Here is a 16255-nt window from a genome sequence, read left to right as displayed (position 1 = left end):
GGTTGATTGCAGGTTCGGCATTCGCCATGGTCGCGCCGTTTCGAGGGGCGTGCATGATCAAGTCCGAGCTGATCGCGAAACTGGCGGAGGAAAATCCGCACCTCACGCAACGCGACATCGAGCGCGTTGTGGGCGTGATCCTCGAGCGCATGATCGAGGCCCTGGAGGACGGCGGCCGCGTCGAGCTGCGCGGCTTCGGCGCCCTGTCGGTCCGCTCGCGCGACGCCCGCGCTGGCCGCAATCCGCGGACGGGCGAACCAGTTGACGTGCGCGCCAAACACGTTCCCTTCTTCAAGAGCGGCAAGGAGCTGCGCGAGCGGCTGAACGCCGAGGACGAGGGCTAGGCGAGCCACGGCCCTCGAAATGGAGGGCTTCATGGGCGTCTTCTCTGAGTTCCGCGAGTTCATCCAACGGGGCAATGTGGTCGACCTGGCCGTCGGCGTGATCATCGGCGCGGCCTTCAACGACATCGTCAAGGTGCTGGTCGACCAGGTGGTGATGCCGCCCATCGGCCTGCTGACGTCGGGCGTCGATTTCTCGAAGCTCATGGTGGTGCTGAAGCCGGACGACCCCGCCACCCCCGCCAGCGAGCTGGTGGCGATCCAGTACGGCGCCCTCATCAACGCCGGCATCAAGTTCCTGATCGTCGCCTGGGTGGTGTTCCTGCTGGTGAAGGCGGTGAACTCCCTGCGCCGCCAGGAAGCCGCCAACCCGCCCGAGGCGCCGCCCGCACCGACGCCGCAGGAAGTCCTGCTCACCGAGATCCGCGACCTCCTGAAGACGAAGTAAGCTTGCGCCGGGGCCTTCCAGCCCCCTAATCCCCGGCCATGACGGTCAAGACGAAGATCTGCGGGATCTCGACCCCAGAGGCGGTGCGCGCGGCGGTGGACGGCGGCGCGGGCTTCCTGGGCTTCGTCTTTTTCCCGAAGAGCCCCCGGGCCATCGCCCCCGAGGCGGCCGCGCGTCTGGCGCCCCCGGCACGGTCGAAGAACGTCAAGATCGTGGCTCTGGCGGTCGATCCGACCGACGCTGAAGTCGACGCCATCGTCGCGGGCCTCGCGCCCGACCTGATCCAGCTCCACGGCAAGGAGACACCGTCCCGCGTGCGCGAGATCGGCCAGCGGTCCGGCCGCGGCCTGATCAAGGTGCTGCCCGTGTCGGAGACCTCCGACCTCGCTCCCGCGGCGACCTACGAACCCCTCGTCGAGCACCTGATGTTCGATGCCAAGCCGCCGAAGGACGCCAAGCGCCCGGGCGGCCTGGGCGAGCCCTTCGACTGGACGCTGCTCGCCGGACGGCGGTTCGCCAGGCCGTGGCTGCTGGCGGGGGGCCTGGATCCGTGGAATGTGGCGGGCGCCGTGGCGGCCTCCGGCGCCCCGATCGTCGACGTTTCCTCTGGCGTGGAGCGCGGTCCCGGACTAAAGGACCCGGCCTTGATCACGGCGTTCCTCGACGCTGTTCGCCGCGCCTGAGACCATCTTATGAACGCGCCGACCCGACCCAACGACTACGCCGCCTATCCCGACGCTCATGGGCGCTTCGGTGACTTTGGCGGACAGTATGTGCCAGAGACCCTGATGCCGCTGGTCCACGACCTGACGGCGGCGTGGGGCGCGGCCAAGGTCGATCCGGCGTTCCAGGCCGAGCTGAACGGCTATCTGAAGCACTACGTCGGCCGCCCCTCGCCGCTCTATTTCGCCAGCCGGCTCACCGAGCACTTCGGCGGTGCGAAGATCTACCTGAAGCGCGAGGAGCTGAACCACACCGGCTCGCACAAGATCAACAACTGCATGGGCCAGATCCTGCTGGCCATGCGGATGGGCAAGACCCGTATCATCGCCGAGACCGGCGCCGGCCAGCACGGCGTGGCGACGGCCACCGTCTGCGCGCGCTTCGGCCTGCCCTGTGTGGTCTACATGGGCGCGGTCGACGTGGAGCGGCAGAAGCCCAATGTCTTCCGGATGAACCTACTCGGCGCGGAAGTGCGTCCGGTGACGAGCGGGTCGGCGACCCTGAAGGACGCCATGAACGAGGCCCTGCGCGACTGGGTCACCAACGTCCACGACACCTATTACCTGATCGGCACCGCCGCAGGCATGCACCCGTATCCGGAGATGGTCCGCGACTTCCAGGCCGTGATCGGCCGCGAAGTGCGCGAGCAGATCATGGAAGCGGAAGGCCGCCTCCCCGACGCCGTGGTGGCGTGCGTCGGTGGCGGCTCCAACGCCATCGGCATCTTCCATCCCTTCCTCAACGACGAGGGCGTGAAGCTGATCGGGGTCGAGGCGGCCGGCGAGGGCATGGACACCGATCGGCACGCCGCGGCGATCAATGGCGGTCGCCCGGGCGTCCTGCACGGCAACATGACCTACCTGCTGCAGGACCGCGAAGGCCAGATCACCGAGGCGCATTCGATCTCGGCCGGCCTCGACTATCCCGGCATCGGGCCCGAGCATTCCTGGCTGCACGACGTCGGCCGCGCCACCTACCTCACCGCTACCGACGCCGAGTCGCTGGACGCCTTCATGCTGCTCTCGAAGCTGGAGGGCATCCTGCCGGCGATTGAATCGGCCCATGCGATCGCGCGCATCGGCGAGATCGCCCGCGACGTCGGCAAGGACGGCGTCGTGGTGCTGAACCTGTCGGGCCGCGGCGACAAGGATGTGAACACCGTGGCCGCGCACCTTGGCCGCCAGATCTAGGGGACCGGCGGACTTGAGCAACTCCCGTATCGACGCCCGCTTCGCGGCGCTCAAGGCCGAGAAGCGCGCCGCCTTCGTGCCGTATGTCATGGCGGGGGACCCCGACAGGGCCACCGCGCTCGCCATCCTGAAGGGCCTGCCGGCCGCCGGCGCAGACCTGATCGAGGTGGGCTTCCCCTTCTCCGACCCTATGGCCGAAGGCCCGCCGATCCAGCGCGCCGCCCAGCGCGCCCTCGCCAAGGGCATGACGCTGAAGGACACCCTCGCGACGATCGCGGCCTTCCGCGAGAGCGACGAGACCACCCCGATCATCCTGATGGGCTACCTGAACCCGCTGGTCAGCTGGGGGTTCGAGGCTTTCGCGCGCGAGGCGGCCGCCGCCGGCGTCGACGGCATGATCGTGGTCGACTGCCCGCCGGAAGAAGCCGACCCCCTGGCCGACGCCCTCGAGGCGAACGGCATGGCGCTGATCTTCCTGACGACGCCCACGACGGACGACAAACGCTTGCCCACCGTGATCCGGCGGGCCTCCGGGTTCGTCTATTATGTGTCGGTCGCCGGCGTGACGGGCGTGAAGGAGGCGGACGCCGCCGCCGTCGCCCCGCACGTCGAGCGCGTCCGCAAGGCTTCGGGACTTCCGGTCGCAGTCGGCTTCGGGATCAAGACACCCGAGCGCGCTTCGGCTATAGCGCAGGTTGCTGACGCGGTGGTCGTGGGTTCCGCGCTTGTGGACGAAGTGGCCGAAGCAGTGGATTTGAACGAAGACGTGACCCGGCGAGTTCTTTCCAAAGTGGAATCCCTGGCTAAGGCTGTGCGCTCGGCGCGACAGAGCCTCACGGCGGTCTGAAAACCATGGCGATGGCTGAACAGCGTAACAACGACAAGCCCGGCCGAGCGCCGGCCGAGCGCCGCCGCGGCTGGCTCTCGCGGATCGCCCCCGGCGTTCGTGGCCTCACCAAGAAGGACACGCCCGAGAATCTCTGGGTCAAGGACCCCGACACGGGCGAGATGCTCTACCGGCCCGACCTCGAGGCCGCCATGTGGGTCACGCCCTCGGGCAACCACATGCGCATCGGCGCGAAGCTGCGGCTGGACTACACCTTCGACGACGCGAAGTACGAGCGCATCGCCACGCCGATCGTCGCCGACGATCCGCTGGGCTTCCCCGACGAGAAGCCCTATCCCGAGCGCCTGAAGGCGGCCCGCAAGGCCACCGGGGAGCAGGACTCGATGGCCGTGGGCTACGGCCATGTCGCCGGGCAACCTGCCGTGGTGATCGTCCAGGACTTCGCCTTCATGGGCGGCTCGCTGGGCATGGCCGCCGGCGAGACCTTCGTGGTGGCGGCCAAGGAGGCCGTGAAGCGCGGCGTACCCTTGGTGATCTTCACCGCCTCGGGCGGCGCGCGCATGCAGGAGGGCACGCTCTCGCTGATGCAGATGGCCCGCACGACGCTGGCGCTGAACGAGGTGAAGGCCGCGGGCCTGCCGTACGTCGTCGTGCTGACCGACCCGACCACCGGCGGGGTCACCGCCTCCTACGCCATGCTGGGCGACGTCCATCTGGCCGAGCCCAACGCCACTATCGGCTTTTCCGGCCGACGCGTGATCGAGCAGACCATCCGTGAGACCCTGCCGCCCGGCTTCCAGCGTTCCGAGTTCCTGGTGGAGCACGGGATGGTCGACCAGGTGGTTTCCCGGAAGGACCTGCCGGAAAAGCTGAGTTCCATCCTGAAGACCCTTATGATGGGGCGTGAGCGCCTTTCCTCCGCCGCGTAATGACATTCTCCTCTCCCCTACGCGCAGCGAGAGGGGAGAGGGCGGGGAGAGGGGCGACGCTGGCCTTTCCACCCGCACGTCCGGTTCAGCCATGAGCCATCTGAGGGCCCCCGACTTCACCCTGACGTCACCCAGCCGCCCCTCTCCCTACCCTCTCCCCTCCCGCGTCGTGTGGGGGGCGAGGAGTTTCTGATGTCTGCGCCTCTTCCCCCCGACCCAGGCCACGATCCGATCCGCGCCTCCGACGCGGTGATGCAGCGCTTGCGCGCCAATCATCCGACGCTGATCGACCTAACCACCGGCCGGGTGGAGCGCCTGCTGGCCGCAGTGGGCGATCCCCACCGGAAGCTGCCGCCGGTCATCCACGTGGCGGGCACCAACGGCAAGGGCTCCACCGTTGCCTACCTGCGCGCCATCGGCGAGGCGGCCGGCCTGCGGGTGCATGCGCTGACCTCGCCGCATCTCGTGCGCTTCGCCGAGCGGATTCGACTGGCGGGCAAGCTGATCACCGACGAGCAGCTCACCGAGCTCACGGATCGCCTGGAGGCCGCCAACGACGGGCAGCCGATCAGCTTCTTCGAGATCACCACGGTTCTGGCTTTCCTGGCTTTCGCCGAGACCCCCGCCGACCTCTGCATCGTCGAGGTGGGCCTGGGCGGCCGGTTCGACGCCACCAACGTCTTCGACGCCCCGGCGGTCAGCGTCATCACCCCGGTCGACTACGACCACCTGGAGATGCTCGGCCCCGGCCTGCCGAAGATCGCCTGGGAGAAGGCCGGGATCATCAAGCACGGCCGCCCGGTGGTGGTCGCCCGCCAGCCCGACGAGGCGCTGGAGATGATCGAGCGCGAGGCCGACGACCGCATGGCCCCGATGCTGCTCATGGGCCGCGACTTCGACGCCTGGGAGGAGCGCGGCCGCCTGCTGGTGCAGATGCCCGAGCGGCTGCTGGACCTGCCCGCGCCCAGCCTGTTCGGCGGCTACCAGTTCGCGAACGCGGGCGTCGCCGTGGCTGCGGCGCTGACCTTCGACCGCAGCCTGTCGGACGAGGTGCTGGGCCACGGCATCACCTCCACGGTCTGGCCGGCGCGCATGCAGCGGCTCACCGCGGGCCCGCTGGCGGACCTGGCCAAGGCGCGGGGCGCCGACCTCTGGCTGGACGGCGGCCACAACCCACATGCGGGGCGCGCGCTCGCCGAGGCGGCCAGCCGCCTGATCGACCGCGACCCTCGCCCGCTCGTGCTCGTCACCGGGATGTTCGCGCGCAAGGACGCCGAGGGCTTCTTCCGCCCCTTCGCCGAGATGCGACCGCGGGTGATCGTCACCAGCTTCGACAGCCCCATCGCGGCCTCGACGGACGAGCTGCTGGAGGCGGGCGTCCGCGCCGGCCTGACGCCCGAGACCGCGGCCAATGTCTCGGACGCCGTCGCCCGCGCCCTTGAGACCGACGGGCCGGCGCCCCACGTGCTGATCTGCGGCGGGCTGCATTTCGCCGGCGAGGTCCTGGCCATGAGCCCGGAAACCTGGCCGACCTAGGGAACGTCTGAAATGTTCGGAAAGCGCACCTGGCGCCTGGCCCTGCCGATCCCGTGGCTCGTCACCCTCGCCGTGGCGCTGGTCGTGCTGGTGGTGCTGACGCGCCTCTACGGTCGCGGGCCGGAGGTGATGTTCGGCTGGCTCATCGGCTGGCTGATCGCGAGCCGAATCGTGAACTGGGCGGTCAGCCGCCGCCGGCCTAGGCGCAGCGACGGCTGATCGACACCGCAGTCAGCTCAGGCGGCGACGCCGGCTTCGGCGAGCCACTCGAGGATCTTCTGCTTCGGCATGGCGCCGACCTTCATCGAAGCCATCTGGCCGCCCTTGAACAGCATCATCGTCGGGATGCCGCGCACGCCGTAGCGCGAGGGGGTGGTCGGGCTCTGCTCGATGTCGAGCTTGGCGATCGTCACCTTGCCGGCCAGCTCTTCCGAGAGCTGTTCCAGGGCGGGGGCGATCTGCTTGCAGGGGCCGCACCATTCGGCCCAGAAATCCACCAGGACCGGAGTCTCCGAACCCAGTACGTCGGCTTGGAAGGTGTCGTCGGTGACCTTCACGGTGCTCATTCGCAAACTCCTATGGCCCGGTGGAATCGCCCACCATGGCCGTTCGATCCGCGCATGTAGGCGGCCCCTGACCCTGTATCAACCGTCACGGCGGAGGTCGGCAAGGGTTTGGATCACCAGCTTTTCTGGAACCGGCATCAGCTTCGGGCCGTCGGTCCAGACGATGGCGGCCTCGATGGCCCTGCCCGGGAAGATGTCGGCCAGCACCGCAGAATAGAGCGCCATCTGCCGCAGGTAGGCCGGATCGGCGTCGTCGATGCGGTCGGGCGAGGGCCGGTTGGTCTTGAAGTCCACCACCAGGACCCGGTCGGGCAGCACCACCAGCCGGTCGATGCGGCCAGAAATCCTGAGGCCGGGCGGCAGCGCCGCGGCCGTCCCCGCCACGGCGATCTCGCCGCGCGAGCCGGCGCCGAAGACCTCGGCGAACCGCGCGTCGTTCAGCACCGACAGCGCCGCCTCGGCCATCTCGCTGCGTTGAGGGCCGGTCAGGTCCACCTCCCGGGCGAGGAGCGCCGCCGCCCCGGCCGCGCGCTCCGCGGCCGGCAGGTCGGGCAGGAGCTGCAACAGGCGGTGGATCAGGTCGCCGCGTCGGAACCGGCCGAGGCCTTGTGCGGCCGCCAGCGGCGACGGAGCGGGCACGGCCGCGCCTTCGCCGAGGTCCGAGGGCGAGGCGTAGCGGGCGTAGGCCTCGGGCTTGGCCACGGCCTGCGTCCAGGCCGGCAGGGCCGCGGGGACCTCGGCGACGGCCGCCTCGCCTCCCATCGCCTGCGGATCGGCGCCATAGCGTTCGAAGACCAGGTCGCCGCTCTGCATGGGCCGCACCTGATCGGCGATTTCGGCATGGGCGAGCGCGTCGCGAATGGCGCCCCACCAGCCGCGCAGCTTCGCCTGGTCCGTCCGCTCCGCCACCCGGCCGCACAGCACCAGCCGGTCCCGCGCCCGCGTGAGCGCGACATAGAGCAGGCGATAGGCCTCGGCCTCCTCCCGTGCGGCGCGCTGCTCGCGGGCGCCCGCGGTGGCCTCGCAGTCGCGCGCCGACGATGAGCACCACAGGAAGCCATCGGTCCCGTCGTGGCGCACCCGGAGCAGCGGCGAGCCACGCGCCGTCTGGGTCAGCGTCGTCTCGGGCAGGAAGACGATCGGCGCCTCCAAGCCCTTGGCGCCGTGGGCGGTCATCACGCGGACCTCGCGCCGCTCGACCTCCATCTCCCGCTTCACGGTGATGTCCAGGCCGGCCAGTTCGGCCGCCAGGGCCTCCAGGTCGTGCACGCCGCGCGCCTCGGCGGCGAGCACCTGGTTGAGGAACTCGTCTAGCGCGTCCTCGGCCTCGGCCCCCAGTCGGCGCAACAGCCGCTGGCGCATGGACAGGCCCTGGGCGTCCACGTAGCCCAGCAGGCGGGCGTACAGCTCGAACGGCGCGCGAACCCGCGCCTCGGCCAAGGCGTGGGTCAGGAAGCCGTGGGCGTGGGTCCAGTCGGCGCCCTCAGCCGCGCGGCGCTGCAGCCGGTCCCACAGTCCCTCCTTCCCCCGCCCATGGGCCAGGTCGTAGAGGCTGTCGTCCGACAGCCCGCAGAACGGGCTCTTCAGCAGGGCCGCCAGGGTCAGTTCGTCCGCCGGGAACAGCAGGAATCTGGCCAGCGCCACCAGGTCGTCGAAGACGATGTGCTCGGACAGCGCCAGGCGGTCGGCTCCGGCCACGGGAATGCCCGCATGCTTCAGCGCGCGCAGGATCTCCTCGAACAGCGCGCGCCGCCGGCGGACCAGGATGAGCACGTCGCCGGCGTGGGCCGGGCGGAAGCGGCGCTGGTCCTTGTCCCAGACCGCGTCGCCGCGCGCGATCAGCGCGGCGATCTCGCCCGCGATCCGGCGCGCCAGGCGGCGGTTGGCGCTGTCCTCAGGCTCGGCGTCCAAGGGTGCGTCCCAGGCCTCGCGCTCTTCGCCCTTCTTCTCCACCTCCAGCGGCCAGACATCGACGCAGCCCAGATGGGCCTCGCGGTAGGCGGCGGCCTCGTGGCGCACAGGGTCCTCGTCCGCCTCGTCGCGCGGCCGCACCGCCTGGGCCAGGGCCGGTGGCGAGAATACCGCGTCGACGAACGAGAGCACCTGCGGCGTCGAGCGCCAGGAGGTCAGCAGGTCCACCCGCTCGAACCGGAAGCCCGCCCCCACGGCGCGGTCGCGGTGGAATTCGAACTGGCGCATCAGCATCTCGGGCTGCGCGCCCTGGAACGAATAGATCGACTGTTTCTCGTCGCCGACCACGAACAGCCGCCGCTGGCGCGCCTCGCCCTGGACGCCGGCGCCCGCGAAGAACTCCTCGCTCAGCGCGTTGACGATGGTCCACTGGTCGGGCGCGGTGTCCTGGGCCTCGTCGAGCAGGATGTGATCGATGCCGCCGTCCAGCTTGTAGAGCACCCAGGCCGCCGCCGGCCGGTCGCGCAGCAGGTGGCAGGCCTTCTCGATCAGGTCGGCGAAGTCGAGCGCCCCGGCCGCCCGCTTCTCGGCCTTGTAGGCCTCCAGATAGGCGTAGGCGAGGACCAGGACGTTGACCGTGTCGGCGGCGATCTGGGCGGACTGGATCTGCTCCCGGACCTCTTCGAGCCGATCTTGTTCGAGCGTCAATTGGTGCTGAAGGGACGGATCGGCCTTCAGACGCGCCGACGAGGAAATCCACTTCGCCGGCCCTCCCTCCTTCGTGAAGAAGATCGCAAGCGACTCCTCGAAGGCCGGCTCATCGGCAGTTGCTTGCAGAACTAGGCGCCGTGCTCGCTCGATGTCAGTCTTGCCGCCGGCCGACAACACATCCCCTGCTTGGCGGTAGAGATCACGGCCGAGCTCCGCCATGGCTTTGAAGGCCAACAGGTCCGGATCGGTGCCGGGCTCAAGCCCGACCGCCCGCCAGACCCAGCCCACCGCGCCGTCGAGCCCGCCCTGGACGTCGAAGAAGTCGGTCAGCGCCGCGCGCCGCGCCTCGAAGTCGGCGAACATGGCGTGGAAGCTCTGGAAGTCGAGCTGCACCGACATGTCGGCATAGGCCTCGCCCAGGGGCCCGCCTCTCATCGACAGCTCGGCGACCAGCCTGCGGGCCGCCTGCGCCACCGCCGCCGAGGCCGCGTCGTCCATCACCCGGAAGCCCGGTGAGACGCCCGCCTCTAGCGGGAAGCGCCGGAGCAGCTTCTCGCAGAAGGCGTGGATGGTCTGGATCTTCAGGCCGCCGGGCGTCTCCAGCGCGCGGGCGAACAGGCTGCGGGCCCGGGACAGGTCGTCGAACGGCCGGTCCTGGAGCTTCGCGAGTTCCTCCGAGAGCGTCTCGTCGGGCAGCACCGACCACGCACCCAGCACCTGGAACAGCCTGCGCTGCATCTCAGCGGCGGCGGCCTTGGTGTAGGTGACGCAGAGGATGGTCTCGGGTTCGGCGCCCGCCAGCAGCAGGCGCGCCACGCGGTCGATCAGGGTCTTGGTCTTGCCCGAACCGGCGTTGGCGGTGACGAAGGCCGAGAGGCCGGGATCGGCAGCCAGCTTTTGTGGGTCGATCAGGCGGTCCAGCAGGTCGAGGCTCATTCGTCCCCCTCCTCGCCGCTGGTGGACCACTCGAAGACCCGGGCCAGGTGGTCGTAGTCGCTCATCCGCGCCTTCACGAACTGCGGCGCGACGCGGGAGAGATAGGGTTGGGCCGGGTCGTCGAAGCGGGCGATCAGCTTGTGCAGCCCCTCCAGCGCCCGATCGGCGGCCTCGGCGCTCTCGTCGCCGGCCGTGGCCCGGGTCTCGACCTTGCCGGCAGGTCGGCGGCCGGTGATCTCGAGATAGGTCAGGTCACCTGGCCTCACAGCTCCCAGGTCCGGAAAACCCCCAGCCGCCAGAATCGCCGCTGTCAGGGTGAGCTGCGGCGAGAAGCCGGTTGAGACCTCCTTCTTCGAAGGCGCCTTGCCGGTCTTGTAGTCGAGGATGTGGCCGTAGCCCTCGGCGGTGACCTCGATGCGGTCGGCCCGAGCGTTGACCGTGAAGGGCCCGGCCGGCGCCTGGATGGTCCGCTCGCCCTTCAGCTCGACGGTGATCCGGCGGCCGTCGCGCCGCTCGCGCTCCAGCTCGGCCACCCACTCGGCCGCCTCCTTCGCCAGCGCCGCTTCGCGCGCCATGGCCTCGTGCGGCAGGCCGGCGGCCTCCAGGGCCTCCATGTAGAAGCCGGCGAAGACCTCAGCCGCGTCGTCGGGCAGGGCGGCCGGAAACGCCTCGGCGAACCGCTCGAACGCCGCGTGGATCGCCGTGCCGCGGGCGCGGGCGTCGGCCTGCTCGTCGGGCCGGTCCACGGGATAGAGCCGCAGGATGTCGCGCGCCCAGACGGCGTAGGGGTCGCGCGTAAGGCTCTCTACCCGCGTCACCGCCATCACGCGCGGCCGGTGCGCCACGGGCGGGACCGGCGCGGGCCGGGCGATGGGGTCGTAGCCGCCCGGCGCGTCCAGGCTCCGCGCCCAGTCCAGCACGTCGGTACGACCGGGTATGGCCAGCCCCGCGCCCTTGGCCAGGGTCTCCAGCCGCCACAGCCAGCGCGACTTCACCGACGGAGAGCCCTCGCGGCGTTCGGTGTGCAGCAGGATCACCTCGGGCGCACAGGCCGCCTGGGCAAAGTCGTGCGCCGCCAGGCCCACGCGCCGCTCCGGCGACGGCAGGCCCAGCATCTCGCGCATGGGCCGCGAGAGAAACGGGTCGGTGGGGGCGCCGCCAGGCCAGACGCCCTCCTCCAGTCCCGCCACCACCAGCCGGTCCGCGCGGACCAGCCGGGCCTCGATGGCGCCCAGGATACGCAGCCGCGGATGCGTGGCGCCGCCCGATCGCACGGTCTCGCCGTCCATCAGTCGCTGCAGAAGGTCGGCGAACTGGCGTGGCGTGACCGCGGGCAAGGCGTCGCCCTCGCGGACCAGGGCGCCCAGCAGCCGCGCCATGGCCTCGCCGCCGTGCCCAGCCCAGAGGTCGCCCGTGCGGCCGTGCTCGTCGGCCGCCAGGGCTTCCATGGCCTCCACCGTGCGCCGGGCGGCCAGGGCCGGGCTTTCGGTGTCCTCGGTCCAGGCAAGTCGGGCGACGATGGCTTCCAGCCGCTCCGCCAGCGGCGCGGCGTCTTTGGCCCTGTGCTTCAGTTCCTCCCACGTGCGGGCGCGCGGGCCGCGCAGGGCGGCGGCCTCCAGCCCTGCGCTCTCGCCGAGCTGGGCGTAGGGATGCTTCAGCAGGCTCAGCAGGGTCACCGGATCGATGGGGTCGACCGCCGCCCGGGCGACCAGCGCCGCCAGCACGCCGCAGCGAGTGCCCGCCAGGCTTTCGCCCGCCGAGGAGTCGGGGACCACGCCCCATCGCGCCAGCTTGGCGACCACGCGGCGGGCCAGCACCTGGTCCGGCGTCACCAGCGCCGCCGTGCGCTCGGGTGTCTCCAGCGCCTCGCGCAGCAGCAGGGCGGTGGCGGTCGCGGCCTCTTCCTCGGTGCGCGCGCTGACGAGCGTCAGGCCGGCCAAACCCTCGGAAATCGCGTCGGCATGCTCGGCCCGCAGGTTGTCGATCACCTGCAGCCAGTCGGCGGTCTCCTCGGCTGGGCGCAAAGCCTCGTTGACGACCCGCCGACGCCAGCGCCGGGCGGTCTCGGCGCGGATCGACGCTGGCCACAGCGACACCTCGCTCTTGGGTATCCGCGCCTCGTCCAGCAGGCGCTTCAACGCGCCTTGCGGGTGCTGGACGTCCACCTTGGCCCAGGCCTTGTCGGCGAGATCCTGATCGAGCCCGGGCAGCACCACAGCGCCCTTCGGCGCGGCGGCCACCGCGATCAGCAGCGCCCGCGTCGCCGGTGCGGTGCCGGTCGAGCCCGCCGCCACCAGCACGCCCTTCGGCGGGGTATTGGTCCACACCTCGGCCAGGCGGCGCAGCAGCCGGACGCGCCGCTCGCTCACGTCGGCGACACCCAGGGCTCGCAGCCGTTCGGGCCATAGGCTCAACGCCTTCTCCAGGAACACGCGGGAGACTTCCCAGTGCTCGGCCAGCTCGGCGCCGACGAGGCTGGCCAGCCGATCGCCGACCTCGACCTCCTCGATCTGCAGGCCGTCCAGGAAACCGCCCAGGGCGTCGGCCAGCTCCAGCGCGGCGCCCGCGCTGACGAGGCCTCCGGGGATATGCTCCGCCAGCTCCGACACCAGCCGGGTCAGCTCGAAGCGACGCCTTAGCGGATCGATGGCCGCCGGCAGGTCCAGCGCCAGGTCGCCCGGTTCGAACGGGGGCTCGCCGGCTTCCAGGTCGCCCAGCGGCCGCATCTGCGGCGGCAGCACCGCGCGCCCGCCGCTGGCCTTGATGAAGGCGTCGGCCAGCGCCCGCGCCCCGCGACGGGTCGGCGTGAGCACAACCGCATCGGCAAGCGCTTCGGGACCCAACGGCGACAGCGCATCGTAGAGGCCCTGCGCCAGGTCTTCCGCGAACGGCCGGTGCGCCGGGATGTTGAACCAGCGCGAGCCCGGCTGCTCGAAGAAGGCGACGGTCACGGGAGGCCGCAGGTCATGAGGCGGCGGCCTCGCCCTGCAGGCGCGCCTCGGCCAGGTCGCGCGCGCCCGGGTCGCCCACGTGCATCCAGAAGCCGTCCATCACCGCCCCGTGCAGCCGCCCTTCCGCCTGCAGGCGATGCCAGGTCGGGATGACGGAGAACGCCCCGTTGGGCTCCGCGTCCAGCACCTGCGGCTTGAGGATCGCGAAGCCGATGTTGGCGAACGGCGTCGGCGGTTCGGGCGCCGTCGAGTGCGTGAGCCGTCCCGCGGCGTCCATGAAGAAGCCCTGCGGCCCCTCGAACCCGATGCCCTGGCCCCGTTTCACCAGCAGCAGCAGGATGTCCATGGCGGCCGGGTTCCAGGCGGCCTTCAGCGTCTCCAGCGCGGGCGTCGCGCCTTCGGTCCAGAGGGAATCGATGTTGGCCACGAAGATCGGCTCGCGGCCCAGCTTGTCGGCCGCGCGCTTGATCCCGCCGCCGGAGTCGAGCAGCTCGGCGCGCTCGTCCGAGATGAGGATCTCCAGGTCGCGCCGGCCGGCGAGATGCGCCTCCATCTGGTCGGCGAAGTGGTGGACGTTGACCACGCAGCGCTCGACGCCGGCGTCGCGCAGGCGGTCCAGGACATGATCGATGAGCGCCCTGCCCGCCACCGGTACGAGCGCCTTCGGCGTGGTGTCGGTCAGGGGCCGCATGCGGCTGCCGACACCGGCCGCCAGCACCATCGCGGTTTTCGGGCCGGGCAGGACCTGGGCGTTCACCGCCGCGCCTCGCTCGGAACGTGGCGATCGAACCAGGTCTTCAGCCCAGCCAGAGCCGGGTCGGTCAGATTGCGCTCCAGGTAACGCCAGGTGCGCGGCATGAAGGCCTCGTACTGCGAGCGCCCCAGCAACGCCTGCCGGGCGAAGACCCGGCCCAGGATCCGCGCGGCGTTCGAGCTGGCCAGCGCCCGGTACTCAGCGAGGAAGGCGCCCCGGTCGAGCTGCGGCCGGGCGGCCAGGAACCGATCCAGCATGGCGGCCTCCAGCTCGGGCGAGACGTCGCGCCGCGCATCCTGCAGCAGGTGCAGCAGGTCCCAGCCCGGGTGGGCCTTCAACGCGTCCTGGAAGTCGACCATGCCCACGCGCGCCACTCCGCTCCGCTCCGGCAGCCAGAGGAGGTTCTGCGCATGGTAGTCGCGGTGTGTGAAGACTGACGCCCCGGCCTCGCCAGCCACCCAGACGGGCGCCCAGAGCGCATCCCACTCGGCGGTCGCCGCCTCGCCGAACGGCGCCAGGCCGGAGAACTTCGGCCAGAACTCCAGGAAGGTGTCGGTGGCGATCTTCAGCGCCAGGGTGTCGTAGGCCAGCAGCGGCCAGGTCACGTCGCCCGCACGCAGCACGTCCGGCGGCGTCTCGGACTGCATCACCACCTGGGCGTCGACCGCGGCCTCGTACAGCGGCGCCTCCGGTGCGCCCTGCTCGATCAGGGTGGCGTAGAGCCCATCGCCCAGGTCCTCCAGCACCGCGAGGCCGGCGTCGACGTCCTGCGCCAGGATCTGCGGCGCCGACAGGCCGTGCTCGCGCAGCCAGGCGGCGGTGGCGACGAACGCGGCCACCGATCCGGCGGCCAGGCGGGCGGCGGCGTTGTAGCCCAGGGCCACGCGCTCGGCCTCGGTGGCGCCGGGCGGGCAGACCACGCTCTCCACGGCCGGCGGCTGGTCCATGAAGATGAACTGCGTCCCGTCGGCCCGGTGCAGCCGCTCGTACCGCCGGGTCGACGCGTCGCCCGACAGCAGTTCACGGCGGGCGTCGGCAAAGCCGGCGGCACGCAGGAACTCGGTCTTCAGGGCTTCGCGGTCAGAGCTCAAGTCCACGTCCTTCCCAGGCCCCGTGCGGGGTCAGCCGCGCGCGCCGTGCGCCCACGTCGTCCTCCGCCAGTTCGATCGTCACATCAAGCCGGTCGCGCGGCAGCCGGCCCTCCAGCCGCTCGGGCCATTCGATCACCGCCGCGCCCTCGTCCAGCGCCTCGTCCAGGCCGATCTCGTACGCCTCATCGGGATCGGACAGACGGTAGAGGTCGAAGTGCGCCACGGCCAGCCGCGGCCCCTCGTAGAATTGCACGAGCGTGAAGGTGGGCGACGGCACGTCCTCCTCGGGCGTCGTGAGAGCCCGCACCAGCGCTCGCGCCAGGGTCGACTTGCCCGCGCCCAGCGGTCCCGACAGGCAGACGGCCTCGCCTGGCCGCAACGCGCCCGCGATCGCCGCGCCCAACCGCGCCGTCGCCGCCTCGTCGGCCAGCCTCATGCGAACAGCCGGTCCGGGTCGGCGGCCAGGCGGTGCTCGACATGGGCCTTGAGCCGCTCGGTGACTTCGGTCGGATCGCCCTCGAGGTTCGCGGGCGCGATAGGCCGCCCCACGACCAGCCGGAACGCACGACCCTGCTTGTTGAGCAGCTCATGGAAGAGGGTGATGTCGCGCAGCTCGCCCGAGAAGCCATGAAAGAAGTGGAACAGGGTCGACCACGGCCCGTCCACGTGGATCGGCAGCACCGTGGCCTCGTGCTTCCGCGCGATCGAGACCGCCGAGGCCATCCATGGGCTCTCAGCCAGGCGGCCATCGGCCTGGCGCCGGGCCAGTTTGCCCGCGGGGAAGATCACCAGGCTGCGCTCGGCCTCCATCGCCTCGCGGGTGAGGGTCAGCGTCTGGCGGGTCTTCTCCCGCGTGCGCTTGGCCTCCACCCATTCCACAGGGATCAGCACCTCGCCGAAGCGTGGCGAGACGCGGTGGGCGTCGGCGTTGGCGTAGAAGCAGATGTCGGGGCGGATCGTCTTCAGGGCGTCGAACACCGCGACGCCGTCGGCGATGCCGGTCGGGTGGTTGCAGACGGCCACAAGCCTGCCCTCGCCGGGCACCCGGTCCAGATGCTCGGCTGTCACCTTCAGCGACAGTAGGTCCGAGATGTGGTCCAGCGCCGCGCGGCCGGGCAGCGGCGCGATCGCGTCGGCCATCCGCACGGCCTTGGCGTAGTCCAGCAGGGCGTAGAGCAGCGGCCGCGCCACCGGCCACGCCGCGCTGCCGGCCAGCTTCGGCGCCCGCTCGGCGATCAGCATGTCGACGATGTGGTCGTGGCGGCCCGCGCGGCGAACCGCGCCGGCCGGGGTGGCGAGAGTCATGACGCTAGGATGACCC

The 16255-nt window shown here is 71.1% G+C and carries 15 protein-coding genes; 8 read left to right on the top strand and 7 right to left on the bottom strand.

Annotated features, from left to right (window positions below; translation table 11 throughout):
* Positions 1-53: 53 nt before the first annotated feature.
* The 8 genes from ACODSY_RS02690 to ACODSY_RS02655 all read left to right on the top strand — a co-directional run bounded on the left by ACODSY_RS02690 (position 54) and on the right by ACODSY_RS02655 (position 6233).
* Positions 54-344, top strand: coding sequence for an integration host factor subunit beta (locus ACODSY_RS02690; RefSeq protein WP_421937072.1), 291 nt, complete (start codon positions 54-56; stop codon positions 342-344).
* A 31-nt stretch (positions 345-375) separates the two neighbouring features.
* Entirely contained in the window at positions 376-789 is a 414-nt protein-coding gene (gene mscL, locus ACODSY_RS02685) for a large-conductance mechanosensitive channel protein MscL (RefSeq protein ID WP_488950082.1), read from the top strand.
* Between the two features lie 38 nt (positions 790-827).
* The gene (locus ACODSY_RS02680) at positions 828-1472 is read left to right on the top strand and encodes a phosphoribosylanthranilate isomerase (protein WP_488950081.1); all 645 of its coding nucleotides are present in this window, start codon (positions 828-830) and stop codon (positions 1470-1472) included.
* A gap of 9 nt (positions 1473-1481) precedes the next feature.
* Entirely contained in the window at positions 1482-2702 is a 1221-nt protein-coding gene (gene trpB / locus ACODSY_RS02675; RefSeq protein WP_488950080.1) for a tryptophan synthase subunit beta, read from the top strand.
* Between the two features lie 13 nt (positions 2703-2715).
* A complete protein-coding gene (trpA, locus tag ACODSY_RS02670; protein ID WP_488950079.1) occupies positions 2716-3549 on the top strand; it encodes a tryptophan synthase subunit alpha in 834 nt (277 codons plus the stop codon).
* 5 nt (positions 3550-3554) lie between these two features.
* The gene (accD, locus tag ACODSY_RS02665) at positions 3555-4478 is read left to right on the top strand and encodes an acetyl-CoA carboxylase, carboxyltransferase subunit beta (protein ID WP_488950078.1); all 924 of its coding nucleotides are present in this window, start codon (positions 3555-3557) and stop codon (positions 4476-4478) included.
* 192 nt (positions 4479-4670) lie between these two features.
* Positions 4671-6014 (top strand): bifunctional folylpolyglutamate synthase/dihydrofolate synthase, encoded by a 1344-nt coding sequence (locus tag ACODSY_RS02660; protein ID WP_488950077.1) that lies wholly within the window; start codon positions 4671-4673, stop codon positions 6012-6014.
* Positions 6015-6026: 12 nt separating this feature from the next.
* Entirely contained in the window at positions 6027-6233 is a 207-nt protein-coding gene (locus ACODSY_RS02655) for a hypothetical protein (protein WP_488950076.1), read from the top strand.
* A 17-nt stretch (positions 6234-6250) separates the two neighbouring features.
* On the opposite strand, the gene trxA is transcribed toward ACODSY_RS02655, so the two are convergent.
* The 7 genes from trxA to ACODSY_RS02620 all read right to left on the bottom strand — a co-directional run bounded on the left by trxA (position 6251) and on the right by ACODSY_RS02620 (position 16239).
* Positions 6251-6580, bottom strand: coding sequence for a thioredoxin (gene trxA / locus ACODSY_RS02650; protein WP_488950075.1), 330 nt, complete (start codon positions 6578-6580; stop codon positions 6251-6253).
* 78 nt (positions 6581-6658) lie between these two features.
* Positions 6659-10138 carry a double-strand break repair helicase AddA gene (gene addA, locus ACODSY_RS02645; RefSeq protein WP_488950074.1) on the bottom strand — a complete coding sequence of 1160 codons (3480 nt, stop codon included), beginning with the start codon at positions 10136-10138 and terminating at the stop codon, positions 6659-6661.
* Positions 10135-13089 carry a double-strand break repair protein AddB gene (gene addB, locus ACODSY_RS02640; RefSeq protein ID WP_488950073.1) on the bottom strand — a complete coding sequence of 985 codons (2955 nt, stop codon included), beginning with the start codon at positions 13087-13089 and terminating at the stop codon, positions 10135-10137. Before addB ends, addA begins: the two co-directional genes overlap by 4 nt.
* Positions 13090-13102: 13 nt before the next feature.
* Entirely contained in the window at positions 13103-13846 is a 744-nt protein-coding gene (locus ACODSY_RS02635) for a nucleotidyltransferase family protein (RefSeq protein WP_488950072.1), read from the bottom strand.
* The gene (gene amgK, locus ACODSY_RS02630) at positions 13843-14934 is read right to left on the bottom strand and encodes an N-acetylmuramate/N-acetylglucosamine kinase AmgK (protein ID WP_488950071.1); all 1092 of its coding nucleotides are present in this window, start codon (positions 14932-14934) and stop codon (positions 13843-13845) included. Before amgK ends, ACODSY_RS02635 begins: the two co-directional genes overlap by 4 nt.
* Positions 14924-15370, bottom strand: coding sequence for a tRNA (adenosine(37)-N6)-threonylcarbamoyltransferase complex ATPase subunit type 1 TsaE (gene tsaE, locus ACODSY_RS02625; RefSeq protein WP_488950070.1), 447 nt, complete (start codon positions 15368-15370; stop codon positions 14924-14926). Before tsaE ends, amgK begins: the two co-directional genes overlap by 11 nt.
* Complete coding sequence (locus tag ACODSY_RS02620; protein WP_488950069.1) at positions 15367-16239, bottom strand: GNAT family N-acetyltransferase; 873 nt, start codon at positions 16237-16239, stop codon at positions 15367-15369. The genes tsaE and ACODSY_RS02620 overlap by 4 nt, the downstream gene beginning before the upstream one ends.
* Between the last annotated feature and the right edge of the window lie 16 nt (positions 16240-16255).

The sequence above is a fragment of the Phenylobacterium sp. FG114 genome (genome assembly GCF_057809855.1).
Note: the sequence above shows the minus strand (reverse complement) of the source record. Positions and strands in the feature narration are given on the sequence as shown.

What these genes read in the sequence shown, in the direction of transcription:
- ACODSY_RS02690 (WP_421937072.1), top strand. Translation starts at nt 54, where the DNA reads ATGATCAAGTCCGAGCTGATCGCGAAACTGGCGGAGGAAAATCCGCAC.
- mscL (WP_488950082.1), top strand. Translation starts at nt 376, where the DNA reads ATGGGCGTCTTCTCTGAGTTCCGCGAGTTCATCCAACGGGGCAATGTG.
- ACODSY_RS02680 (WP_488950081.1), top strand. Translation starts at nt 828, where the DNA reads ATGACGGTCAAGACGAAGATCTGCGGGATCTCGACCCCAGAGGCGGTG.
- trpB (WP_488950080.1), top strand. Translation starts at nt 1,482, where the DNA reads ATGAACGCGCCGACCCGACCCAACGACTACGCCGCCTATCCCGACGCT.
- accD (WP_488950078.1), top strand. Translation starts at nt 3,555, where the DNA reads ATGGCGATGGCTGAACAGCGTAACAACGACAAGCCCGGCCGAGCGCCG.
- ACODSY_RS02660 (WP_488950077.1), top strand. Translation starts at nt 4,671, where the DNA reads ATGTCTGCGCCTCTTCCCCCCGACCCAGGCCACGATCCGATCCGCGCC.
- ACODSY_RS02655 (WP_488950076.1), top strand. Translation starts at nt 6,027, where the DNA reads ATGTTCGGAAAGCGCACCTGGCGCCTGGCCCTGCCGATCCCGTGGCTC.
- trxA (WP_488950075.1), bottom strand. Translation starts at nt 6,580, where the DNA reads ATGAGCACCGTGAAGGTCACCGACGACACCTTCCAAGCCGACGTACTG.
- addA (WP_488950074.1), bottom strand. Translation starts at nt 10,138, where the DNA reads ATGAGCCTCGACCTGCTGGACCGCCTGATCGACCCACAAAAGCTGGCT.
- tsaE (WP_488950070.1), bottom strand. Translation starts at nt 15,370, where the DNA reads ATGAGGCTGGCCGACGAGGCGGCGACGGCGCGGTTGGGCGCGGCGATC.
- ACODSY_RS02620 (WP_488950069.1), bottom strand. Translation starts at nt 16,239, where the DNA reads ATGACTCTCGCCACCCCGGCCGGCGCGGTTCGCCGCGCGGGCCGCCAC.